Source organism: Paraburkholderia sp. GAS38 (genome assembly GCF_050434965.1).
GTDB lineage: Bacteria > Pseudomonadota > Gammaproteobacteria > Burkholderiales > Burkholderiaceae > Paraburkholderia > Paraburkholderia phenazinium_A.
Genome location: NZ_JBNDJO010000006.1, coordinates 137,003 through 158,525, shown reverse-complemented (window position 1 = coordinate 158,525; position 21,523 = coordinate 137,003). Strand labels below are relative to the sequence as shown.

General features: G+C 63.3%; 20 protein-coding genes. 4 read left to right on the top strand and 16 right to left on the bottom strand.

Translation table 11 applies throughout. The annotated features are described in order from the left end of the window. Window positions 1-3 precede the first annotated feature (3 nt). Window positions 4-1,005 (top strand): OmpA family protein, encoded by a 1,002-nt coding sequence (locus P3T42_RS16635; protein ID WP_429306647.1) that lies wholly within the window; start codon window positions 4-6, stop codon window positions 1,003-1,005. Between the two features lie 31 nt (window positions 1,006-1,036). Here the strand turns inward: P3T42_RS16635 and P3T42_RS16630 are convergent, their stop codons facing one another. The 11 genes from P3T42_RS16630 to P3T42_RS16580 form a co-directional block, all read right to left on the bottom strand. Then, complete coding sequence (locus tag P3T42_RS16630; protein WP_074295698.1) at window positions 1,037-1,792, bottom strand: Fic family protein; 756 nt, start codon at window positions 1,790-1,792, stop codon at window positions 1,037-1,039. Between the two features lie 152 nt (window positions 1,793-1,944). Further along, window positions 1,945-2,403 (bottom strand): hypothetical protein, encoded by a 459-nt coding sequence (locus tag P3T42_RS16625; protein WP_143788302.1) that lies wholly within the window; start codon window positions 2,401-2,403, stop codon window positions 1,945-1,947. Window positions 2,404-2,724: 321 nt separating this feature from the next. Next, a complete protein-coding gene (gene tssA / locus P3T42_RS16620) occupies window positions 2,725-3,834 on the bottom strand; it encodes a type VI secretion system protein TssA (RefSeq protein WP_429306788.1) in 1,110 nt (369 codons plus the stop codon). 75 nt (window positions 3,835-3,909) lie between these two features. Further along, window positions 3,910-6,588 carry a type VI secretion system ATPase TssH gene (gene tssH / locus P3T42_RS16615; protein WP_429306646.1) on the bottom strand — a complete coding sequence of 893 codons (2,679 nt, stop codon included), beginning with the start codon at window positions 6,586-6,588 and terminating at the stop codon, window positions 3,910-3,912. A 45-nt stretch (window positions 6,589-6,633) separates the two neighbouring features. Further along, a complete protein-coding gene (gene tssG, locus P3T42_RS16610) occupies window positions 6,634-7,719 on the bottom strand; it encodes a type VI secretion system baseplate subunit TssG (protein ID WP_074295701.1) in 1,086 nt (361 codons plus the stop codon). Then, window positions 7,683-9,521: a type VI secretion system baseplate subunit TssF gene (gene tssF / locus P3T42_RS16605; RefSeq protein ID WP_074295702.1), complete on the bottom strand. Its 1,839-nt coding sequence runs from the start codon at window positions 9,519-9,521 to the stop codon at window positions 7,683-7,685. Before tssF ends, tssG begins: the two co-directional genes overlap by 37 nt. 65 nt (window positions 9,522-9,586) lie before the next feature. Further along, complete coding sequence (gene tssE, locus P3T42_RS16600) at window positions 9,587-10,066, bottom strand: type VI secretion system baseplate subunit TssE (protein ID WP_074295703.1); 480 nt, start codon at window positions 10,064-10,066, stop codon at window positions 9,587-9,589. Window positions 10,067-10,136: 70 nt separating this feature from the next. Beyond that, on the bottom strand, window positions 10,137-10,676 hold the full coding sequence (locus P3T42_RS16595) for an Hcp family type VI secretion system effector (protein WP_074295704.1): 540 nt from the start codon (window positions 10,674-10,676) through the stop codon (window positions 10,137-10,139). Between the two features lie 72 nt (window positions 10,677-10,748). Continuing rightward, window positions 10,749-12,239, bottom strand: a complete 1,491-nt coding sequence (tssC, locus tag P3T42_RS16590) for a type VI secretion system contractile sheath large subunit (RefSeq protein WP_429306645.1) — start codon at window positions 12,237-12,239, stop codon at window positions 10,749-10,751. Window positions 12,240-12,253: 14 nt separating this feature from the next. After that, the gene (gene tssB / locus P3T42_RS16585; protein WP_074295706.1) at window positions 12,254-12,802 is read right to left on the bottom strand and encodes a type VI secretion system contractile sheath small subunit; all 549 of its coding nucleotides are present in this window, start codon (window positions 12,800-12,802) and stop codon (window positions 12,254-12,256) included. A gap of 36 nt (window positions 12,803-12,838) precedes the next feature. Beyond that, window positions 12,839-13,531: a tetratricopeptide repeat protein gene (locus P3T42_RS16580; RefSeq protein ID WP_429306644.1), complete on the bottom strand. Its 693-nt coding sequence runs from the start codon at window positions 13,529-13,531 to the stop codon at window positions 12,839-12,841. Between the two features lie 341 nt (window positions 13,532-13,872). Between P3T42_RS16580 and tssJ the strand changes: the two genes are divergently transcribed. The 3 genes from tssJ (at window position 13,873) to icmH (ending at window position 16,724) form a co-directional block, all read left to right on the top strand. Continuing rightward, the gene (tssJ, locus tag P3T42_RS16575) at window positions 13,873-14,487 is read left to right on the top strand and encodes a type VI secretion system lipoprotein TssJ (protein ID WP_074295708.1); all 615 of its coding nucleotides are present in this window, start codon (window positions 13,873-13,875) and stop codon (window positions 14,485-14,487) included. Between the two features lie 114 nt (window positions 14,488-14,601). Next, window positions 14,602-15,948, top strand: coding sequence for a type VI secretion system baseplate subunit TssK (tssK, locus tag P3T42_RS16570; protein WP_429306643.1), 1,347 nt, complete (start codon window positions 14,602-14,604; stop codon window positions 15,946-15,948). Then, window positions 15,945-16,724, top strand: coding sequence for a type IVB secretion system protein IcmH/DotU (gene icmH, locus P3T42_RS16565; RefSeq protein ID WP_074295710.1), 780 nt, complete (start codon window positions 15,945-15,947; stop codon window positions 16,722-16,724). The genes tssK and icmH overlap by 4 nt, the downstream gene beginning before the upstream one ends. Here the strand turns inward: icmH and P3T42_RS16560 are convergent. The 5 genes from P3T42_RS16560 to P3T42_RS16540 are packed head-to-tail and all read right to left on the bottom strand — an operon-like array spanning window position 16,678 to window position 21,515. Further along, a complete protein-coding gene (locus tag P3T42_RS16560) occupies window positions 16,678-17,040 on the bottom strand; it encodes a hypothetical protein (protein WP_429306642.1) in 363 nt (120 codons plus the stop codon). The genes icmH and P3T42_RS16560 overlap by 47 nt on opposite strands. Window positions 17,041-17,097: 57 nt before the next feature. Next, complete coding sequence (locus P3T42_RS16555; RefSeq protein WP_074295711.1) at window positions 17,098-17,562, bottom strand: dihydroneopterin aldolase; 465 nt, start codon at window positions 17,560-17,562, stop codon at window positions 17,098-17,100. Further along, window positions 17,559-18,209 (bottom strand): sarcosine oxidase subunit gamma, encoded by a 651-nt coding sequence (locus P3T42_RS16550; protein ID WP_429306641.1) that lies wholly within the window; start codon window positions 18,207-18,209, stop codon window positions 17,559-17,561. The genes P3T42_RS16555 and P3T42_RS16550 overlap by 4 nt, the downstream gene beginning before the upstream one ends. Beyond that, window positions 18,199-21,198, bottom strand: a complete 3,000-nt coding sequence (locus tag P3T42_RS16545) for a sarcosine oxidase subunit alpha family protein (protein ID WP_429306640.1) — start codon at window positions 21,196-21,198, stop codon at window positions 18,199-18,201. Before P3T42_RS16545 ends, P3T42_RS16550 begins: the two co-directional genes overlap by 11 nt. Continuing rightward, the gene (locus tag P3T42_RS16540) at window positions 21,195-21,515 is read right to left on the bottom strand and encodes a sarcosine oxidase subunit delta (RefSeq protein WP_074295714.1); all 321 of its coding nucleotides are present in this window, start codon (window positions 21,513-21,515) and stop codon (window positions 21,195-21,197) included. Before P3T42_RS16540 ends, P3T42_RS16545 begins: the two co-directional genes overlap by 4 nt. Window positions 21,516-21,523: the final 8 nt, after the last annotated feature.

The window sequence follows — 21,523 nt, the reverse complement described above, 5'->3', positions numbered from 1 at the left end:
ACGATGCTGAGCCAAGCTGATCGTTCGATCGCGCTGCGGTTACGCCTGAAGCGTGCCGTGCCGGTGGCGTCGTTGCTGGGCGCGTTGTTAGGCAGTGTGCTGTTCAGCGGCCTGGCGCTTGCGGATAACGCCGGGCCGGCGAACGTCACGCCCGTCGACAATAGCGGCAACACGATTCGCACGACGGTCCTGCCGCCGGGGCCGTCGGCGAGCGGTACGGCGCCTGCTGCGGGGGGCGGAAGCACGGGCGGCGGCACGGGTACGGTCACGCAGATGCCTGCGCCGGCCAATGCCACGCCGGGCCAGGTGGTGGTGGGCGGCAAGGTGCCGGACGAGGCCACCAAGGCGGCCGTGCTGCAACGTCTGCGCGACACGTATGGCGCCGGCAATGTGGTCGATCAGATCGAAGTGGGCGATGTGGCGACGCCGCCGAACTGGGCCACCAACGTGCAGAAGCTGATCGGGCCGCAGTTGAAGCAGATCAGCAAGGGGCAGTTGAAGATCGACGGCACCGAGGTGGACGTCAAGGGTGAAGTGAACAACGAAGCGCAGCGCCAGCAGTTGGCGAGCGATATGGCGAACGCGCTGAACCCCACCTATACGATCAAGAACGGCCTGCGTGTGAGCGCGTCGCAGCAGGGCCTGCTCGATCAGACGCTGGCCAACCGGACCATCGAATTCGAAACCGGCAGCGCCACGCTGACGCCGCAAGGCAAGGCGATTCTCGATCAGATGGCGGCGGTGCTGGCGAAGATGACCAACAACACCGTCGCGATCATCGGGCACACCGACAACTCGGGCAATCGCACGTCGAATATCGCGCTGAGCCAGGCGCGTGCGGATGCGGTGAAGGGGTATCTGGTGTCGAGGGGCATCCCGTCGCAGCAGTTGTCGACGACGGGTGTTGGGCCGGACCAGCCGATTGCTTCCAACGATACGAACGATGGCCGCGCGCGGAACCGGCGGATTGAATTCCGGGCGGGGTTGGGGGGCGGTGGGGCTTGAGTGGGCCGCCTGGCCCGGCTTGGCTTGTGGCCTAGCTGCGCAGTCCCAGGATGCCCAGGTAAGTGTCGAGCGAGCGCTGCACCGCGTTCGCCACTAACTGCGTGATGGCGCTGTAGTTGCCGCTCACGCACGCCTCGTCGAGAGCGTCGTAGTAGGCCAGCCGGTCCTCTTTCTGGATGATTGCCGGCGGGTAGCCGGCCTTCATCAACTCGAAGTTGAGAAGCAGCCGACCGGTGCGACCGTTGCCATCCACGAACGGGTGGATCTTGACGAAGCGGGTGTGAAGTTCAGCGGCGCGTTCGACTGGGTGCATCGCGCCGGCCTTGGCGTGCCATTCGAGCAGCGCCTGCATTTCCTCCGGGAGATGAAGGAAGTCAGGCGGCGTGGTGCTTGCGCCGGCTATCACGACGTTTTCCTGGCGGTAGCGGCCGGCTTCGTTGTGGTCGATGCCTTTTAGCACGAGGCTATGAATGTTCTTGATCTGCCATTCGCTGAGCGCCTCGTCTCCACCAACAATCGATTCGACGTACAGAATGGCGTCGCGGTGATTCGTGGCCTCGAAATGCTCGCGCAACGATTTGCCGCCCACCGTAATGCCCTCGAGCACGACCTTCGTCTCGCGCAACGTGAGCGTGTTGCCTTCGATCGCATTCGAGTGATAGGTCCATTCCAGCATCAGCTTCTCGCGCAACGACGCAAGCGTGTGAGCCGGCAGCGGACGCGCAGCATCCAGTGTTGCCTTGTCGGCATCGATGACTTGCAGCAGCGCCGTCGTTGGGAGAGCCATTACGTTTCTTTAAGGCCAGGTGTCGTCAGATCAATGGAAAGCAGCCTCGCTAATCATAGCACTGCGATCACACCCTCAATTGCCGCCACGTTCGACGGCACAACGCCCCTCTCCCCTGCGGCAACCAGCAAGCGCTCCCGTTGCATCCACAACTACTTAAACACCAACGGTTCCGAAAACGGCGCCTTATCCGGCTCGGCCCGATACTTATCCTCGATCGCACTCACGCAGTTCGTGAGCTGGGTGCGAAACGCGACGGGGTTATCGCTCGGCGGCGAAAGGCCGTCGGACGTGACGTTCCAGCCATCGTCCGTGCGGATCGCATCGAGATCGAAGGAGGCCTCGGTGCCGCTGTCCAGTATCACCGCCTCGCGCTTTTCGCCGCCCGGCAGACGGAGAATCGCCTCGCACCCCTGCTGGAGCCGCACTGGCCCATGAGGCGCAGCACTGCCGAAGGGCGCGGCGTTGTCGGGCGTCGTATGGTACATGCGCAGGGACTCGAACTGCGACGGCATCGCGGACACGACGAATTGCACATCGGACGGGGAAATGCCGTCGCTGCAACCCGCCAGAGCACCGCTCAGCACCACCAGCTTCAGGCCGGCCAGCATACGCCGCGGCGAAGGATAAGGGTAAGGACGCAAGCGCTTCATCGAGCCGACACTCGCCGCGCGGCGTTTGCCGAATCCATCCGCGCGAACCCGAGCGGGTTCCGCACCTCGGCCGGAACCCTCATCCGGCCGTTCGATGTCGCAGTTGCAATGGTCATCTCCCCGCATCTCTTTCTAATTCCTTTCTGGACCGCAAGGCATCAGTAAAGTGAGGCTCGTCGGCTACCTCGTATATCGGCAGGCCGGGGGATTTCTTTAGATTGGGGAGAGAGGAAACGCTGCGGGCCGCCTTTCAGAGCCGGCCCGCCTGAACCGAAAACCTCATTTCGCCTCGTCGGGCTTCACGCCCAGCAACTCGCGAATATGGGCAAGCGACCCATCGTCCTTCACGACGGTCGACAACCATTGATGCAGCGGCATCTCCGCCCACTCCGCCGCCTTGTCGGCCAGATACGCCGCCGGACTATGCGGCTCCGTGCTGCGGAAGAACTTCGCCACCGCGCGCAATTGCGCCACCGCCTGAGCACGGTTCTGAATCCCTGCGATGCCCACCTGCGGGTGAGTCGATACGGTCGTCAACACGGGTTCCTCCCGTTGCGTTGAATTCTTGAAGCTGGGCTCGGCACGTTCGACAGCCTCCGGCTTCTGCACTTTAGGCGTCGCTTCGGCCGTGACCCCGAGTTCGCGCGCAAAGCGTTCGGCGAGCCGGTACACGCCTTCATACGCGTCCTTCGCCTGACGGAAACTCGGCGCCTGATCTCCTGCGCGCCGGTCCAGTTCCTGTTCGAGCGCGAGCATGGCCGCTTCAAACGCCTTCAGATCGGCCAGCAACGCCGAGTAGAACACCACCGGCGTCACCCGTTTGGAGGCCTCGATCTGGTCGATGGAAGGCTTGCCGCGAGCGATATCGTCCGCGTGATCGGGGTCGCGCTTGACCGCCTGGGCAACGTGGGTCGCCACCTCCCAATCCACGGTGCTGTAGAGATTGGCGGGCGCAGCAGTGAGCGGCATCGCGCGCAGCAGCTCGGCCGTGCGCCCGACCAGCCACGCGACATTGCCGAGGCGGTACTCCGCATCGTCGCCTTCGGGCAGCGGATGCAGATGGTCCCAATAGCGCTCGGAGAGTCCCGCGATCAGGCTATAGCCGTCGGTGAGGCCCGTGAGGCCGTCCTCGATCGCCAGGCCTTCAGTGAGCCACACGGCAAGCCGCAAGTCCTTGGTTTGCGTCTTGAGCAGACTCGTGCTGCGCTCGACCACGAACGTCCAGTTGGCTTCCTTGATCTCGGTGACCCACTCGCCCTGATCGAGCGACGGGTCGTCGAAACGGCGCGCGTTCTGGATCGCGTCGAAATCGGCCGAGAACAACAGGTCGTCGCCGCAGGGCGAAACTTCGCTGATCGGATCCAGCAGCGTGTTGATGTTAGCGGGCATGAGCATGACAAAAATGCGGTAAGTGCCTGGCGTCAGGCGTTAAAACGGAAAAAGCCGCGCGCAAACCTGAACGTTTCAAACGACCGTGTATTCGAATTCACCGGCCTCGCTCGCGCGCACCGCAATGCGTTCGAGCGCCGTGCCGTCGGCGATCCGCTCCAGCACCTGTTGCGCCACTTCAGGCAACAAGGTGCCGTTGAGGATGTGATCCACATTGCGCGCGCCGGAATCCACCTCGGTACAACGCGCCAGCACGGCGTCCACCAGCGACTCGTCCCATTCGAACTTGGCCTTGTGATTCGCCTCGATACGACGGCGAATCCGCTCGAGCTTCAGTTCGATGATTTCCGCCAGGACGTCATCGGAAATCGGATAGTACGGCACCACCTTCATCCGGCCGAGAAACGCCGGCTTGAACGCCTTGTACAGTTGCGGCCGCAACGTTTCAGCCAGCTCGTCGGCGCTCGGCAATTCTTCTTCGGCCTTGTTCAGGCAGGCCTGCATCACCGCCTGCGAGCCGACGTTCGAGGTGAGAATGATCAAGGTATTGCGGAAGTCGATCTCGCGCCCTTCCGCATCGTCCATCGTGCCCTTGTCGAACACCTGGAAGAACATTTCGAGCACGTCGGGGTGGGCTTTCTCCACCTCGTCGAGCAGCACCACGGAATACGGATTGCGGCGCACGGCTTCGGTCAGCACGCCGCCTTCGCCATAACCGACGTAACCCGGCGGCGAGCCCTTCAGGCCCGACACGCTATGCGCTTCCTGATACTCGCTCATGTTGATGGTGACCATCTTGCGCTCGCCGCCATACAGGATGTCGGCCAGCGCCAGCGCCGTTTCCGTCTTGCCGACGCCCGATGGACCGACAAACATGAACACGCCGCGCGGCTTGTTCGGGTCTTCGAGATTCGCGCTGGCGGTCCGCACGCGCTGGGCGATCGCATCGAGCGCGTGGTCCTGGCCGATCACACGCGCAGCAAGCAACGGCTGCAGGTTCAACACGGTCTGAATTTCGTCCTTGACCATGCGACCCAAGGGAATGCCCGTCCACGACGCGACGATCTCGGCGACGACGTGTCCGTCCACCTGCAACGGCACCATCGGCTGGCCGCCTTGCAGCGCGTGCAATTCGCTCACGCGCACAGCCAGCGTCTCGCGCGCACGCGCTGCGTTTTCCGCCTGCTCCGCGTCGGCCGTGCCGCCGCGCGCCGCATCGATCTGCGCGCGCAATTCGCCGATCTCCGACACCAGTGCGCGCTCCTTGTCGTAACGCGCTTCGTTGGTCGCGAGCGCGGCGACGTCGGCCTCGCGCAGGCTGCGCAGTTCGGCGAGACGCTCGTCGTGTACCGCACCGCTCGCCACCTCGCGCTCGAGCGCGGCCACTTCGGCGTCGATCCGTTCAAGCCGTTTTTTCGTATCGTCAATGGCTGCGGGTGTCGAGCTATGCGCCAGCGCCACTTTTGCGCAGGCCGTATCGAGCACGCTGATCGCCTTGTCCGGCAACTGGCGTCCGCTGATATAGCGATGCGACAGGCGCACCGCTTCGGTGATGGCGCCGTCCAGCACGCGCACGTTGAAGTGCCGCTCCATCAGCGCCGCCATGCCGCGCAGCATGGACGCCGCCAGCGCCTCATTCGGCTCCTCGATCTTCACGACCTGAAAGCGCCGTGCGAGCGCTGCGTCTTTCTCGAAGTACTTCTTGTATTCGCTCCACGTGGTCGCGGCAATCGTGCGCAGTTCGCCGCGCGCCAACGCAGGCTTCAACAGATTGGCCGCATCGTTCTGCCCCGCCTGACCACCCGCGCCGATGATCGTATGCGCTTCGTCGATGAATAGAATGATCGGATGCGCGCTCTTCTTGACCTCGTCGATCACGTTCTTCAGGCGGTTTTCGAATTCGCCTTTGACGCTTGCGCCGGCCTGCAGCAGGCCCATGTCCAGCACGTGCAAGGCCACGCCTTTGAGCGGCGCGGGCACATCGTCAGCGGCAATCCGCAGCGCCAGTCCTTCGACGACAGCCGTTTTACCGACGCCCGCTTCGCCCGTCATGATCGGGTTGTTCTGGCGCCGGCGCATCAGGATGTCGATGGTCTGGCGAATCTCCGCCTCGCGGCCGATCACCGGATCGATATGGCCGTCGCGCGCGCGCTGCGTCAGGTTGGTGGTGTACGTATCGAGCGCAGGTGTCTTTGACGGGCCGCCGGCCTGTGTTGGGTTCAGATCATCCGCGCGGTCGTCAACGGCATCGTCAGCGTTAGATGCACGGCTGCGCTCCACCTCGCACGACCCTTCCGTCAGTTCATCGAACTTGTGCTTCAGATCGGTTAGCCGCACGTCGCGGAACAAGGGCGACATGCGCTGCGCAAACTGCGCCAGATCCGGCGCGCTCAGCAGGGCCAGCAGCAGATGCCCCGAGCGGATGCGGCCAATCTGCGAATCGAGCGACGCCACCAGCCACGCCTGCTCGAACAGCGCGATCAGATGCACGGAAAACACCGGTGTGCGCGTATTGCCTGTCTTCAGGCGCTGCAGTTCGCGTTCGAGGTCGGCGCGCAGCGCGTGCGCATCGATCCGGCTCGCGCGCAGCACGAGCGACGCATCGCTCGCCGGCTCGTCGAGCAGGGCGAGCAACAGATGCTCGAGGTCCACCTCGTAGTGACCGCGCGACAGGCATTGGCTCGCCGCCCGCTCAGTGGCCTGGCGGCAGGTCGGATTCAGTTTCGCGATCAGGGTCTTGAGAGGCGTGCTCATGTCGTGCGGTCCAGGTCCTGTGGGTATCGTGACGTCTTGTTGTGTTCAGTGAATGACGTGCAATTCGTAACGCGCATCGGCACGGTCGCGGTCGGCGTCGTGCGTGCAGAGAAACGCGTCCCAGCCGAGCCGCGCGCCCTGCCCGAGCTGGATCGGGCCCACTTCCGTGCGGCGCAGCACCAGCGAGACTTCGTATTCGAGCGTCACGCCGGCGAGCAAGGTCAGCATCCGTTCCAGTGCAATTGCGCGCTCAGCGCCCGGCAGGAAGGCTTCATAGTCTTTCTTCGCCAGCGGGCCGATCACGAGCCGCGCCCGCATGTCGCGCTGCCAGACCCGTTCGCCCGCGAGCGCGGTGGCGCCGAGCGTGGCGTTGACGCTGCCGAGCACCGTCAGTTGATCGCGCGGCACGTCGTACCATTTGCCGACAAACTGGTCGACGCGCACCGGCACCTCGAAGTACTCCGACAGCGTACGCTGCAGATACGCCGCCGACACCGGCCGGTGTCGTGCCGCGAGCGCATAGCCGGCAATCGCTTCGTCGAACAGCGCGCCGTCGCCCTCCTGCAGACTGCCGCGCGTATCGCCGTCGGCCACGCCGGCCAGCGCCAGCAATAAGGGCAGATAACGTTCGTCGCGGTCGAGTTCGTAGTGGAACGGCAGGCGGTACTTCTTCCACGCCGAGTAGAACAACGCGGTCGCACGATTCGAGAAGACGTCGAAGAATTCGCGCGCGGCGCGGTCACGCCGCAACTGTTCGCGCGCAATGATCTGCTCGGTGTAGTGCAGCGGCAACGCGCCCTGCCCGCCCAGCAGACCGAAAAACGCCGGCGTAATGTCGACCCGGCCCAGCGTGCCGTCTTCAACCGCGGTATCGCGCTGGCTCTTGTCCTTGAGCGCCGCGCCCTGATCGTCGTAGGACTGCGCGCCTTGAATCTCGCTGGGCGGAAAGCCGAGCGACAGCGTGTTGCGAAACGCAATCCGCTGCGCCACGATTTCGCCGGGGCGCGTGGAGTTTTCCTTGGCGAACCACTTCTCGAGAATCCGCACCGCCTGAAAGAACTGGAAGCGGTGCGGCTCGTCGAGCAGTTGCTCGATTACGCCAGGATCGATTCGCCGCTGCGGGGTTTGCATCGCAGGATCTCCTCGCCAGTGCGCTTCGACACGACGACCAGTTGCACAAAGCTGTTCAGATGCACGTACAGCCCAAAAAACGTGTCGATCACACGCACGAACGACGCGAGGCTCGTGCCCACAAAATGGTCCTCGTCGATGGTCAGGCGAATCTCCATGCCGCGCACGAAGGTGGCAAACGGTTTGCCGGGCAGCCATTGCACGGCCGCGCGCTGCTCGATGCCGACCAGCCCGTCGATATGCCGCGCCGACACCGCCGTGCGCCGCACGTCGTACAGCACCAGCATTTCCTTGAGCGCCGCGAGCCCGCTGCTCGCGAGCGACACGTGATTGAGCGCCAGATGCGAGATCAGGCGCCAATGCACGGCGCGGCCGCGCTCGAAGCGCACGCTCGGCGTGGGCCGGCGCAGCATCGAAATGTTGCTGGTCAACGAGCCGCCTTCGAGGTGCAGGTCGCCGCCTTCCAGGCCCATGGCGAGTCCCGCCGGCAGGTCGCGATTGGTGCAGGTCAGCTCGATGCTGAGCGTGTCGGTTTGCGGCGCCGCCGGTTCGAAGTCGATATCGACGATCGAGATTTCGGTTTCATAGCCCGGGCTTTTCTGCGCCACCCAGTCGTTGCGGCGCGCGAACCAGTAATGCCCGGCGCGTTGTTTTTCGCCGTGATGCAGCGAGTAAAACGGCCGGAATTCAATCACCGATTCTTCGTGCGCCTGCTGCCTGACGAGCTTCACCGAGTCGATCGAATACACGTCGTAGGCAAAGGCGCGGCGCGCCTCGGCGATCACCGGATAGGCCACGGCCTGATGGGTCAAACGGATCGGCTCGCCGTGCTGCTTGAACAGATTGACCACCGGCGTGCAGAACAGCCGGAAATGTTGCGCCGACAACGAATCGAGCAAGCGCGCCACATGCGAGTCGCTGCGCACGTCCTTGAGTACGACGTGCAGCGTCAGGCGGTTGCAGCGGCCGCTCGCGCGCGTCATCGCCGCCAGATCGAAGTCGACGAAATTGAATTTGTCGGGGAAGGCAAAGTATTCGGTCAGCAGCCGGTAGGCCGGATGCGATTTGGCCGGGTAGTCGATCAGCGCGTCTTCTTCGTCGAAACCCGCCTGCGCGAGCGGCGAGGTGCGCAGCGCGGTCCATTGACCGCGGCGGTCGGCCTCGACGTAGGTGGCGAGCGCATTGACGAACAGGCAATCGGTCAAACCCGCGATAAACGACTGCTCGCCATGCAAATGCGTGCGCAGATTGCCGAGCTTCAGCGCGCCCAGATCCAGTTGCGGTGCGGTCGACTCGAAGGTGATCGACACGATTGCCGAGGCGTTGCCGGGCAGCACGGTCGCGCTCGGCGCCATCGCCACCGAGGTGTACTTCGCCTCCGAGATGCGGATCGGCGCAAGCGTCACGTCGTAAGCGGTGCGAAAGCGGCATTGCACGCCCCGGATGGCGCGCGATTTGAGTTCGGTGCCGCGCTCGATCGTGGCCGGCTCGGTCAGGTGACTGTACGCGCTAGAGGTCCCCAACTGCGCGATCGAACATGACGGAAACGGCCGCAGATAATGCGGATACAGCACTTCGAGCAGCGCTTCGGTGAATTCGGGGTAGTCGTCGTCGAGTTTCTTGTTGATGCGTGCGCCGAGCAGCGCGAACGATTCGATCATCCGCTCCACATGCGGATCTTCGCAATGCTCGCCGGACATCGCGAGGCGCGCGGCGATCTTCGGGTACCGATCCGCAAAATCGTTCGAGTAGCGCCGCAGGAATGCCAGTTCGCGCTCGTAATACGGCAGCAATTCTTCCATCAACCTATCCCCGGACCTGATACTTCCACACCGCCGTTGCGCGTGACGGCGGCCAGCATGCTGGTTTAAAGCTTGGCGCGTGCGCGCGATACGGAATACTGCAACGTCGAAGGCTGCAGCATCGCGTCGAAACTCACCGGTTCTTCCGCCGGATGTACGACCAGCAGCGCCTGAATGGCAAAATTCAGCGCGTTGGTCGACTGTTCGTTCAGTTCGAGCGTGACAGCCACCTGCTTCAGGCGCGGCTCATGCCGCGCAATGGCCTGCTGAATCGATTTGCAGATGAACGTACGGTCGTAGTGGCTCGCCAGGCTCAGGCCCGCGAAGTCGTTCAGACCGTACGTCAAGACCGACTTCTGACATTCGGGCAACGCCGCCAGCTCGTGTTCGGTCAGGGCGATCCGCGTATTCAGGATCGCCTCGACGTCACGGGCGACGGTGGCCTTCAGCTCGTCCAGCGACAATTGCCGCATCGCCGGAGAAGCCGGCAAATGCGGTTCGTCGTCGAACAGCTTGTCGAGGAAGCTCGGTTCGAATCGTTTCATCAGATGCCGAAGAAGCGGTGCAAAACGGCGTGCGGCGTCCGCCGGTCAAGTGCGGACACCGCAACCGTCATCAGACTGCGTACGTCTTGTCGTTCTTCGTCAGACTCCACGCGCCTTGCGCGTTGCCGCCCTGATTGCCGCCAATCTTCTGCTGCGTGTACTTCCACTGCACGGCAGCGTACTTCAGCGAGAACTGCTCGTTCGGCAAGGACACGCCCGGCGCGTTGCTCGTACCCGTGGTCACGGTCGGCGAACCGACGCTCGGCGAAACGCTCGAGATGATCACGTACTTGAGCTTGACTTCCAGATACTTGATCCGGTTGCCTTCGCCATCCGAACGCATGAAATCGATCGTCACTTCGTCGAAGGTCGTACCGCCCGACGCGTGTTGATAGATGAGCGGGCTGACCACATCGATGTCTTTGGTAAAGACCATGTCGCCGTGTTCGCAGCGCTCCGCCGTATGGCCGCCGGCCGTCGAAGCCGTTGCCGAACGCGGTTGCGTGATGGAGTGGCTCCACGAATCGATTTCGATCCAACCCTGGTGATCCTTATCGGCGGACTCGCCCTTGATCGCCGGATTGCCGAATTTTAAATAGAGGTCCTTCATAACTCATCGACTCCCCAAAGAGGTGGTTTTTACAGTCAGCCCGGGCGGCCAGCCCGGGCATTCTGACTTCATTTATGAATTTGCCGGTTTCGGCAGGTCAGCAACAAGACGCAAAGAGATCGACAGCTCGTCCAGCTGGAAGTGCGGGCGCAGGAACGCGACCGAACGATACGAGCCGGGTTTGCCCGGAATCTCCGAGACCTGTATGGATGCCTCGCGCAGCGGAAACTGCGCTTTCTGTTCCTGGGTGGCGTTGTCGTCGAGCAGGACGTACTGCGAGATCCAACGGTTCAGGAACACTTCGACGTTCTGTGCCGAAGCAAAGCTGCCGATCTTGTCGCGCATCATCGCCTTCAGATAGTGCGCCACGCGCGACACCGAGAAGATGTACTGCAACTGCGCCGACAGCACGGCATTCGCGTTGGCGCTATCGGTGCTGTACTTCTTCGCCTTTTGCACCGACTGCGCAGCGAAGAACGCGGCGTAATCCGAGTTCTTGCAGTGCACGAGCGGAATGAAGCCGAGGTCGCTCAGTTCCTTTTCGCGGCGGTCCGTAATGGCGATTTCGGTCGGGCATTTCAGCGCGACTTCGCCGTCGTCGGTCTTGAAGGTGTGGGTGGGCAGGTCTTCCACCAGCCCGCCGCCTTCCACGCCGCGAATCGCCGCGCACCAGCCGAAGTCGTCGAAGGCTGCCGTGAGACGTGCCGCGAAGGCCCATGCCGCGTTACACCACAGATATTTGCTGTGATCCGTGCCGTCCACGTCTTCGACGAAGTTGAAGCCTTCAGCGGTGGCGCCGTCCTTCGGGTTGAACGGCAGGCGGCCGAGAAAGCGCGGCAGCGTCAAGCCGACATAGCGCGAGTCTTCCGAGTCGCGGAACGACTTCCACTTGGCGTATTCGACCGTGTCGAACACCTTGCCGAGGTCGCGCGGCTTGCCGAGGTCGGCAAACGATTCGAGGCCCATCAGTTCCGGCGAGGCCGACGCGATGAACGGCGCATGCGCCGCCGCGGCGACGTGCGCCATCTGCTCGATGAAGTAGACGTCTTCCGGCTGACGCGTCACTTCGAAGTCGCCGATGATGGTGCCGAACGGCGCGCCGCCGAAGGTGCCGAACTCTTCTTCGTAGACCTTCTTGAAGAGCGCGCTCTGGTCGAATTCGATGGCGTTCTTGAAGTCGCGCACCAGGTCGCGCTTGGGCGCGTGCAGCGCCTTGATCTTGACGGTCGAGCCGGTGTTGCTTTCCTTGCACAGGTAGTCGAGGCCGCGCCAGGTGCCTTCCAGACGCTGGAATTCGGGCGCGTGCATCACCGCGCTCAGTTGCGCGGAGATCAGCCGGTCGAGCTCGGCTACGCGGGCGTCGATCGTAGCCGACAGGTTGTCGGACACGATCACCGTGCCGTCGAGCACCTGGTGTACTAGCTCGCCGATCAGGTCTTTCGCGCGCGCATGTTCCGAGTCGGACTTCGCCACCTTGCTCTTCTCGACGATCTCGTCGAGCAGCGAGGTCTCCGTGCCGCCTTGCGCACTGGCTAATTGGGCCGCTGCCGTTTGCTGGTTCATCTCACACCCCGTACTTATTCGCCCTGCTGGTCTTTGTCCGGCGTGCTGCCGTGCTGTTCACCTGCATCGCCCTGGCCTTTCGCGAGGGCCTGCAACTGCTGGGTATTGGTGAGCACTTCGCTCAGCAGGTCTTCGAGCTTGTCGTTGCCCGCGAGCTTGTTGCGCAGGTCGGCGAGCTTCGAGCGCGCATCGAGCAGGCGCCGCAGCGGATCGATCTGCGCCACCACTTCGTCCGGGCTGAAGTCGGCCATTGAACGGAACCGCAGGTCCACCGCAAAGCGGCCGCCGGTTTCGCTCAGGCGGTTTTCCACCTGGAACGCAGCACGTGGTTCGATACCTTTCATCACATCGTCAAAATTGTCGCGGTCGATATTGACGAACTTGCGATCGCGCAGCTTCGGCTGTTCCACTTCGGATTGCCCCGCGAGATCGGCCACCACGCCGACGACGAACGGCAGTTCCTTGATTTCAATCGCGTCGCCACGTTCGACCTCATAGGTCAATTGAACGCGCGGCGGCCGCACTTTTTGCAAGCGCTTTTGAATACTTTCTTTCTTCGCCATCGTCGGCTCCCGGAGGCAGGTGGTCTTGCGTGTGAATTAGCGAAGCGCGCTGAACGGATCCGATGCGCCGCCGCTTTGCGCTGCCTTGGCGGGTGCAGCCGGAGCGGCCGGCGGAGTAGCGGGCGCCGGCGTGGCCGGTGCTGCGCCTGCCGTCGTCGCAGCCGGGCTGCCGTTTGCGGCATCCGTGCTGTCAGGTTTCCTGGTGACGCGCTTCACGTAGCGCTTCTTCTTGACCACCGGCTTGTCCGAGTCGTCCGGCGGGAACAGGGTGGCTTCGCCTAGCGTGTCGCGCAGTTCCTTGGCGAGCGCCTGAGCGTCCGTCTTGGCATCGCCCGCGAGCGAGGCATCCTGGCGCAGTTCGCCAAGCGACTGCGTGGCGACGCGCAAGCCGGCGACCGCCAGCACACTCTTCGCCTGGCGATCGGTCTGGTCGCGCTGCAGCGCTTCTTGCGCCGCCACGATGGCCTGACCGTAGTGCCCCTGGGTGAACTGGATCTGCGCAATGCGCGACCACGGTTCTTCACGCGTCGGATCGGTCTTGGCCAGCTCCTGATAAAGCCCGATGGCCTTATCCTGATCGCCGGCCTTGGCGACCGTATCCGCGTCCGCCAGCGACTTGTTGAAAGCCTCCGGCGTAGTCGCGACGTTGTTGCCCTGGGTTGCACATCCGGCCATCACGCCACATGCCAACACCACCCCTGATAGTTTTACAAAGAGACGCTCTTTCATCGCTTTTTCACCGACGTGCGAGTTTTTTAATTCAAGGAGAAACCGGAGTTTTGCTTTGCTTCAAGTGCGCGGGTATAGTACAGGTCAATTTTTGATAATTCAACTTTCGTGTGACAAAGCATTGCATGAAAAAACGATATTGGGAACACGTAAGGACCGAAATAAGAAAGAGTTTCCGGGCGTAATGTCCAGCATTGTCGAGTGCGGAAATTTTTTCCGCCCGTTCGGACGGGGTTGTGCCGCCAATCAATGCGTTTTGCATAGCAATGGCGTACCGCCCTGATAGTTTTGGCTTAATCGCGATTTGACCGGGGGCGATCGGCATAGACCGATCGGTATAAATGAATTCGCGCCTTATTCGTTATGCATCGTTACTGGCTGCATGCGCGTCGCTCGCAGGCTGCGCGGCGGCTATACCGATGCTCGGCTCGGCTGCCTCCGCCGCCTTGCAGGCCACCGGCCTCGGCAAGCCGGACGTGCCGGACGCCCAGAAACCGCCGCGCAATATCGGTTTGACGCTGTATGCCGCGCAGAATCTGAATGCCGCCATGGACCAGCACCCGCTGGCGCTGGTGGTGCGCCTGTATGTGCTGAAAGACCCCACCTCCTTCCAGCAGGCGCCATTCGATGCGTTCACCGACCCCGACAAGGAAAAAAGTACCTTGGGCGGCGATTTGCTGAATGTCCGCGAAGTGACTTTGATTCCGGGCCAGCACTATACGGTGACCGAGAAGGTCTCGCGCGAAGCGCAGGCATTCGGTATCGTCGCGCTATTCCGCGACCCGGCAATGCAGCGTTGGAAATTCGCCTTCGACCCGGCGAAGTCCGAGAAATCCGGCATAATGATCGGCCTGCATAACTGTGCAATGACCGTGACCAACGGGACTGTGATCCCGGCTCAACAGGGATTGCCGGTTCAATCGCTGAATATGCTGTCTTCGGTGAGTTGTGGCTAAAAATGCATTTGAATGGCGATTTAACCGTTTTTGACGATTTAACAATTGCTGGGGCCGATTCGGTTATCGCCGGGCGCGCAACCCGCTTGACGCATATAACAGAACAGGTTTGAGATGAGTTATTCCGCAAAGGTGCTCTGGGGGGAAGGCCTGTTTCTGAGGCCGCAGCATTTTCAGCGTCAGGACGCCTACCATGAGGCGCGCCTGTTCGAATCGATTCAGGCCATCCAGCCGTACAACTGGGGCGTGCGCTCGGTGAAGTTCGACCGCGACGCGCTCGGCAGCAACGTGCTGCGCGTGAGCGAACTCTCGCTGGTGTTTCCGGACGGTGCGCTGTACTCCGCCCCGCAAGCCGACGAGCTGCCGCCGCCCATCGCGCTCGACACGCTGCCCGACGGCATCACCGAATTCACTTTCTACCTGGCGCTGCATCCGCTGCGCGAGACCGGCGCGAACTATTCGCCCGACCGCAACTCGGGCTTCGTCTCGCGTTACGTCAGCGAGCAGTCGCCCGTCGCCGATCACTTCACGGATGCGGCCGAAGCCGACATCACGTTCCTGAAGACCAGCGTCAAGCTGATCGCCCATAGCGAGCCGCGCGACCAGTTGCTTTCGGTGCCGCTCGCACGGGTGCGCCGCACCGCGACCTCCGGCTTCGAATTCGACGACACGTTCGTGCCGCCCTCGCTCGCTATCGACGCCTCGCCGATCCTGCATCAGCGCCTGCGTCAACTGATCGATGCGCTGCAGGCCAAGGTCAATGCGCTGTATGGCTTCCATCGCGAGCCGACCAAGAACATCATCGAATTCCGCTCCGGCGACATCGCCTCGTTCTGGCTGCTGCATACCGCGAGCGCGGCATTCGCATCGCTCGCGCATCTGTATCAGCATGCGGCGTTGCATCCCGAGCGGCTGTTCCAGGAATTGCTGCGCCTCGCCGGCCAGTTGATGACCTTCTCGAAGGGCTATGCGCTCGCCGACCTGCCCGCCTATCGTCACGACGATCCGGGTCCCGGCTTCGCACGACTCGATACGATTCTGCGCGACCTGCTCGAAACGGTGATCTCCACGCGTTACTTCGCCATTGCGCTGGACGAAGTGCGGCCGTCGTTCCACGTGGGCCGGCTCGACTCGGGCAAGATCGACGACAAGACCATGTTCTATATCGCCGTCTCGGCGGATATGCCCACCGCCGAGCTGGTCGAAGCGGTGCCGGCGCGCTTCAAGGTCGGCGCCCCGGACGACGTCGACAAGCTGGTGCTCTCGGCCATGCCGGGCGTGCGTCTGGTCTACACGCCGCAAGTGCCGCCCGCCATTCCGGTGCGTCCGGGTGCATGCTATTTCTCATTCGAATCGCGCGGCGCGCTGTATGACCGCATGCTGCAGGCCCAGTCGGCGATGATCTACGCGCCGTCCGGTATCAACGATCTCAAACTCGAACTGATCGCCGTCACATCATGAGCTACGCGCCCTCCCTGTTTGGCGGCAGCACGCCGTCTGTTACGCCCGCTCCTACGGTCGAACCCACCTATCAGGTGCGCTCGCTGCTCGATCTGCTGTACGACGGGTTCTTCATGCTGTTCCTGCTGAAGAACGGCCGCGAACCTGGCGACGCCAATGAATTCAGCCAGCGCATCCAGCAGTTTCTGGGCGATTTCGAGCGCGGCGCGAAGAAGCTGAACGCCTCCGCTGACGACGTCTATGCGTCGAAGTTTGCGTTCTGCGCGGCGGTGGACGAATCGGTGCTGTCGTCGTCGTTCAAGATCCGCACGGAGTGGGAGCGCCGGCCGCTGCAACTGATCCTGTTCGGCGAGCAACTGGCGGGCGAGAAGTTTTTCCACTACCTGGAAGAATGCCGCGCCCAGGGCGCGGCGCGCCTGCAGTCGCTGGAAGTGTTTCATATGTGCCTGCTGCTCGGCTTCCAGGGCAAGTATCTGCTCGAAGGGCCCGAGAAGCTCGCCTATCTGACCGCGCGGATCGGCGATGAAATCGCCCACATGAAGGGCAAGCGCGCGCCGTTCGCGCCGCACTGGCCGCTGCCGGATCAGGTCGCGCACCGTCTGAAGCGTGAGGTGCCGCTGTGGAGTATCGGTGCGGTGTTCGCGCTGGTTGCGCTGCTGGCCTATCTCGGCCTGAACAGCTATCTGCGCGACAGCACGCTGCACACGCTCGCGCCGTACTCGCAGATCATCAAGCTCGGTCCTCAATCGGCCAATCTGACGATCTCGCTACCTTAGGCTTGGCCTGGGTCTTGGCCTGGGTCTTGGTCTTGACGTCCGGGGCCGGCGTGCTGCGCGCCGCGCGCATGCGGGCCTCGCCCACCAGGCGCGTCAACGTCGCCGGGCTCATGCGTGCCGCCACCTCGCGCACATAGTCGTGGTGACGCGTCTCCAGCGGCGCATGCAGATGCCGCGCCTGCAGATAGCGCAGCAAGGCGATCCGCCGATGCCCTAACGCCATGCTCTGCTCCAGCAAGGCAAGCGCCGCGTCGCGATCGCCCGCTTCGTAGGCCTGTTTGAGCAGTTCAGCGGTGCGCGCGCGTGGCATCGTCATTCCTCTCGTGGCTCAATCAATGGGCTCAATCAACAGGCTCGCCGGACTTCAAGGCGCTCAACGCGCCCCGACCACAGCCTGCACGCTGGCTCGGGCACGCAGCGCGTCGTAGTCCGCCCGGGTCCAGTCCAGTTCGACGCCAATGCGGCGTGTGCCTGCGCGGATCTTCGGCTTGTAGAGCGCGAGCGTCAGCGCATCGAGCGCGGGCCACTCGCGAAACGACAGCTCCGCCACTTCGACGGCCAGGGTTTCCAGCATCCGCGTATGCGCTTTGTCCGCGAGAAACGCGCTCACGCATTCGCAATAGCGCTCGTAGTCGATCATCGCGTGCGCGCCCTCTTCCGACGGCTCGCCGCGATATAGCAGGCTCGCGTCGATCACCACCGGTTGCGGCGCGGCATACTCGTGCGCATGCAGGCCGATCCGCGTCGCCACCTCGAGTTCGTCGATAAACACCCGCCAGCCGCGCCCTAAGCGCGGCGGCGCGGCGAACGAACCGATGCCCTCTTCGAACGGCTTCACGACAGCAGCGGCGCAGCCGCGTCGAGCATGATGCGGCAGAAGTAATCGGCGAAGCTGCGGCGCACGACCAGTTCGAAGGTGTCGTCGCTGACCGGGATCAGCACGATCGACGCCTTGAAATAGTGGCTCTGCGCGCATTGGCCGGGAGCAAACACGCGCGGATGCAGATCGAGCGGACAACCGCGCGCCAGCACGTCGCGTACTTTTTCGCCGCCCACTTCGAGCAGCGTGTAGCCGCTGCCGATATCGACCGCCGACGCAAACTGTCCCGCCAGCGCCTGTGTGAGTTTCGCTTCGAGCGTCGCAGCCTGTTGCTGCTGCGAGCGCACCAGCCACTCGTCCGGGCCGAGCCACAGCACGTCGTAGCCGTTGCCGCGCGCCACGGTGTTCGGTTTGGCGGGCGGCCGGCAGCCGGTGACGCTTTCCACGGCGGCGGCAAAAGCCGGATCGTCAGGATCGCCACGCAGATTGGCGAGATCGCGAAACGGCCGCTCGCTCAAGCTGAACTTCTTCGAGGCGCCAGCCTGATGCGCCTTCAGCAGATCGCCGACACCCACCAGCGGCGACTCCTGCCACACCTCGCCCGCTGCGCGCTGCACGATCGCCGAAGCCGTGCCCGGCGCATTGCTTCTTGCTTCATTCCACATGTTGACGCACTCCTTCGGTGTCGTAGAAAACCGGGCTGGCAATCCTGGCTGCGATCTGCTTGCCGTTGGCGAGCGGGATCGTCACGTTCTCGCCCATCTTGCCGAGGCCGCCCTTGATGACGGCCAGCGCGATCGAGCGCTTCAGGATCGGGCTGTAGTAGCTCGACGTGACGTGACCGAGCATCGGCGCGGTGTCGCCGGAGAACGGACCGGCGACGATCTGGCTGCCTTCCGGAATCACATACGACGCATCGTCGGAGAGCAAGCCCACGAACTGCTTGCGGCCCTCCTTCGCGGTATCGGAGCGCGTCAAGGAACGCTTGCCGAGGAAGTCCTTCGACTTCGCCACCAGTCCGCCCATGCCGAGGTCGTACGGCGTGATCGAGCCGTCCGTATCCTGGCCGACGATGATGTAGCCCTTCTCCGCACGCAGCACGTGCATCGTTTCCGTGCCGTACGGCGTGATCTCGAACTCGGCGCCCGCGGCCATCAACGCTTCCCACACGGCGCGGCCCATGTTGGCCGGCACGTTCACTTCGTAGGCCAGTTCGCCCGAGAAGCTGATGCGCATCACACGTGCGGCGACACCCGCGACCGTGCCTTCGCGATACGACATGAACGGGAAAGCGGCGTTGGCGAAGTCGATATCGCCGCACACCTTCTGCAGCACCTTGCGGCTCTTCGGCCCGACGACGGCGAAGGTCGCCCAGTGGTCCGTCACCGACGCGAGCCGTACCTTCAGGTTCGGCCACTCGGTTTGCAGCCAGCGTTCGAGCCATGTCAGCACGCGCGCGGCGCCGCCCGTCGTGGTGGTCATCATGTAGTGCTGGTCGGACAGGCGCACCGTCACACCGTCGTCGAACACCATGCCGTTCTCGTCGAGCATCAGACCATAGCGGCACTTGCCGACTTCGAGCTTGCTCCACGGATTCGTGTAGACCCAGTTGAGCAACTGCGCCGCATCCGGGCCCTGAATGTCGATCTTGCCGAGTGTCGACGCATCGAGAATGCCCACGCTGTTACGCACCGCCAGGCATTCGCGCGCCACCGCGGCGTGCAGATCTTCGCCCTTCTTCGGGTAGTACCACGGTCGCTTCCAGTTGCCCACGTCCTCGAAGGCCGCGCCGTTCTCGACGTGCCATTCGTGAACGCAGGTCTTGCGGATCGGATCGAGCAGGTCGCCCAGTTCGCGGCCCGCAAACGTCCCGAAAGTGACCGGCGTGTAGTTCGGCCGGAACGTCGTCGTGCCGGTTTCGGGAATCGTCTTGCCGAGCGCGTCGGCGAGGATCGCCATGCCGTTGATATTGCCGAGCTTGCCCTGATCGGTGCCGAAGCCCATCGCCGTATAGCGCTTCACGTGCTCGACGGATTCGAACCCTTCACGCGCGGCGAGCAGGATATCCGCGGCGGACACGTCGTTCTGGAAATCGACGAACTGTTTCGGGCCACGCGCAGCTGCTTCGCGACTGCCCACCAGCCACAGCGGCAACAACGGCGCTTCAGCAATCTCCGCGACATGCGGCACCTGCGGACGCGTCACGTTGAAACCGAGCGATCTGGCGGCTTCGACACCGGCGTCCACCGCAAGGCGCAAACCGCGTGCGAGACTGAATTCGCCCGCCGCCGCGCCGACGCTGGTTTCCGGTTGCATGGCCTTGCCCGGCACGAAGCACACCTTCTCGTCGTTCCAGTGCGCCTTGCCGCCCGACTGCGCGAACAGATGCAGCACGGGACTCCAGCCACCGGACATCGCGAGCAGATCGCAAGGCAGATCAGGCTGCTTCGCGCCCACTTTGCCGTTCGCGTGCGCGGCGACTTCGACTGAGCCCACCCGCAACTTGCCTTGCGCGCTCGTGACCACCGCGTTGTTCAACACCTTCACGCCATGGCGGCGCGCCGCGGCCGGCAATGCGCCATAGCCTTGCGCGCGCGGATCGACCACCGTCACCTTCGCGCCGCACGTCTTCAGATCGAGCGCGCACTGATAGCCGTCGTCGTTATTGGTGAACACCACGGCCTCGCGGCCCGGCAATACGCCATAACGGTGGATATAGGTCGACACAGCCGAAGCCAGCATCACGCCGGGCAGATCGTTGTTGCCGAAAACAATCGGACGCTCATGCGCACCGGTTGCGAGAATCACGCGTTTGGCGCGAACTTTCCACAGCAATTCCCGCGTGCCCTTCCTCATCGACACCGGCAGATGCTCGGTCAAACGCTGCGTCACGGTGACGAGGTTGTGGTCCTGATAGCCGAACGCCGTGCTGCGGCTCAGGATCGTCACCTCCGGCATCTGCCGCAGCTCGGCCTCGATCTTCTCCACCCAGTGCGATGCGGCGCGGCCGTCGATTTCCGCGCGGCCCGATAGCAGGCTGCCGCCGAGTTCGCGCTGATCGTCGACCAGCATCACGCGTGCGCCCGACGACGCCGCCGCATGCGCCGCGGCCAGTCCGGTCGGGCCGCCGCCTACGATCAGCACGTCGCAATACGCAAAGCACTTGTCGTAACGGTCGGCGTCGAGCTCCTCGGGTGCCTTGCCGAGACCCGCGGCTTCGCGAATCTTGTCTTCGTACTTCGGCCACCATTTACGCGGCCACATAAAGGTCTTGTAGTAGAAACCGGCCGGCAGGAAGCGCGAAAACTTCTGATTGATCGCCATGCGGTCGTGCTCGAGACTCGGCTCGGCATTCACGCTGGTGGCCACGAGACCTTGATACAGTTCCACTTCCGTCGCACGCGCATTCGGCACGGTGTAGGCGCCGCGTTCCAGTTGCACGACGGCGTTCGGTTCTTCCACACCCGCCGTCACGATGCCGCGCGGACGGTGATACTTGAAACTGCGCGCCACGAAGTGCACGCCGTTGGCGAGCAACGCCGAGGCCAGCGTGTCGCCCTGAAAGCCCTGATAGGTGCGGCCGTTGAACGTGAAGGTCAGCGGGATCGCGCGATTGATGCGCCCACCGGCGCCGAGGCGGTCTTTCTGGCTCATGGCTTGTTGCCCTCGTGAGCGTCGTTGGTAGCGGGTTTAACACCTGACCCGGCGGTCGAGCCGCCGAAGGTCTCATAGCCGAGAAACTGATAGGACACCGTATCGCGCGTCGCCATGAACCAGCGGCGGCACCCCTGCGTATGCAACCATTGTTCGCGGTGCACACCGCGCGGGTTCTTGCGCATGAACAGGTAGTCGCCCCATTCCTTGTCGGTGAGTTTTTCGGTGTCGAGCGGACGGGCGATATCGGCTTCGCCGCCGCACGAGAATTCGGATTCGGCGCGCGGCCCGCACCACGGGCATTCGATCATCAACATAGGTTTCT

What these genes read in the sequence shown, in the direction of transcription:
- P3T42_RS16635 (WP_429306647.1), top strand. Translation starts at nt 4, where the DNA reads ATGCTGAGCCAAGCTGATCGTTCGATCGCGCTGCGGTTACGCCTGAAG.
- P3T42_RS16630 (WP_074295698.1), bottom strand. Translation starts at nt 1,792, where the DNA reads ATGGCTCTCCCAACGACGGCGCTGCTGCAAGTCATCGATGCCGACAAG.
- P3T42_RS16625 (WP_143788302.1), bottom strand. Translation starts at nt 2,403, where the DNA reads ATGCTGGCCGGCCTGAAGCTGGTGGTGCTGAGCGGTGCTCTGGCGGGT.
- tssA (WP_429306788.1), bottom strand. Translation starts at nt 3,834, where the DNA reads ATGCCCGCTAACATCAACACGCTGCTGGATCCGATCAGCGAAGTTTCG.
- tssH (WP_429306646.1), bottom strand. Translation starts at nt 6,588, where the DNA reads ATGAGCACGCCTCTCAAGACCCTGATCGCGAAACTGAATCCGACCTGC.
- tssG (WP_074295701.1), bottom strand. Translation starts at nt 7,719, where the DNA reads ATGCAAACCCCGCAGCGGCGAATCGATCCTGGCGTAATCGAGCAACTG.
- tssF (WP_074295702.1), bottom strand. Translation starts at nt 9,521, where the DNA reads ATGGAAGAATTGCTGCCGTATTACGAGCGCGAACTGGCATTCCTGCGG.
- tssE (WP_074295703.1), bottom strand. Translation starts at nt 10,066, where the DNA reads ATGAAACGATTCGAACCGAGCTTCCTCGACAAGCTGTTCGACGACGAA.
- P3T42_RS16595 (WP_074295704.1), bottom strand. Translation starts at nt 10,676, where the DNA reads ATGAAGGACCTCTATTTAAAATTCGGCAATCCGGCGATCAAGGGCGAG.
- tssC (WP_429306645.1), bottom strand. Translation starts at nt 12,239, where the DNA reads ATGAACCAGCAAACGGCAGCGGCCCAATTAGCCAGTGCGCAAGGCGGC.
- tssB (WP_074295706.1), bottom strand. Translation starts at nt 12,802, where the DNA reads ATGGCGAAGAAAGAAAGTATTCAAAAGCGCTTGCAAAAAGTGCGGCCG.
- P3T42_RS16580 (WP_429306644.1), bottom strand. Translation starts at nt 13,531, where the DNA reads ATGAAAGAGCGTCTCTTTGTAAAACTATCAGGGGTGGTGTTGGCATGT.
- tssJ (WP_074295708.1), top strand. Translation starts at nt 13,873, where the DNA reads ATGAATTCGCGCCTTATTCGTTATGCATCGTTACTGGCTGCATGCGCG.
- tssK (WP_429306643.1), top strand. Translation starts at nt 14,602, where the DNA reads ATGAGTTATTCCGCAAAGGTGCTCTGGGGGGAAGGCCTGTTTCTGAGG.
- icmH (WP_074295710.1), top strand. Translation starts at nt 15,945, where the DNA reads ATGAGCTACGCGCCCTCCCTGTTTGGCGGCAGCACGCCGTCTGTTACG.
- P3T42_RS16560 (WP_429306642.1), bottom strand. Translation starts at nt 17,040, where the DNA reads ATGACGATGCCACGCGCGCGCACCGCTGAACTGCTCAAACAGGCCTAC.
- P3T42_RS16550 (WP_429306641.1), bottom strand. Translation starts at nt 18,209, where the DNA reads ATGTGGAATGAAGCAAGAAGCAATGCGCCGGGCACGGCTTCGGCGATC.
- P3T42_RS16545 (WP_429306640.1), bottom strand. Translation starts at nt 21,198, where the DNA reads ATGAGCCAGAAAGACCGCCTCGGCGCCGGTGGGCGCATCAATCGCGCG.
- P3T42_RS16540 (WP_074295714.1), bottom strand. Translation starts at nt 21,515, where the DNA reads ATGTTGATGATCGAATGCCCGTGGTGCGGGCCGCGCGCCGAATCCGAA.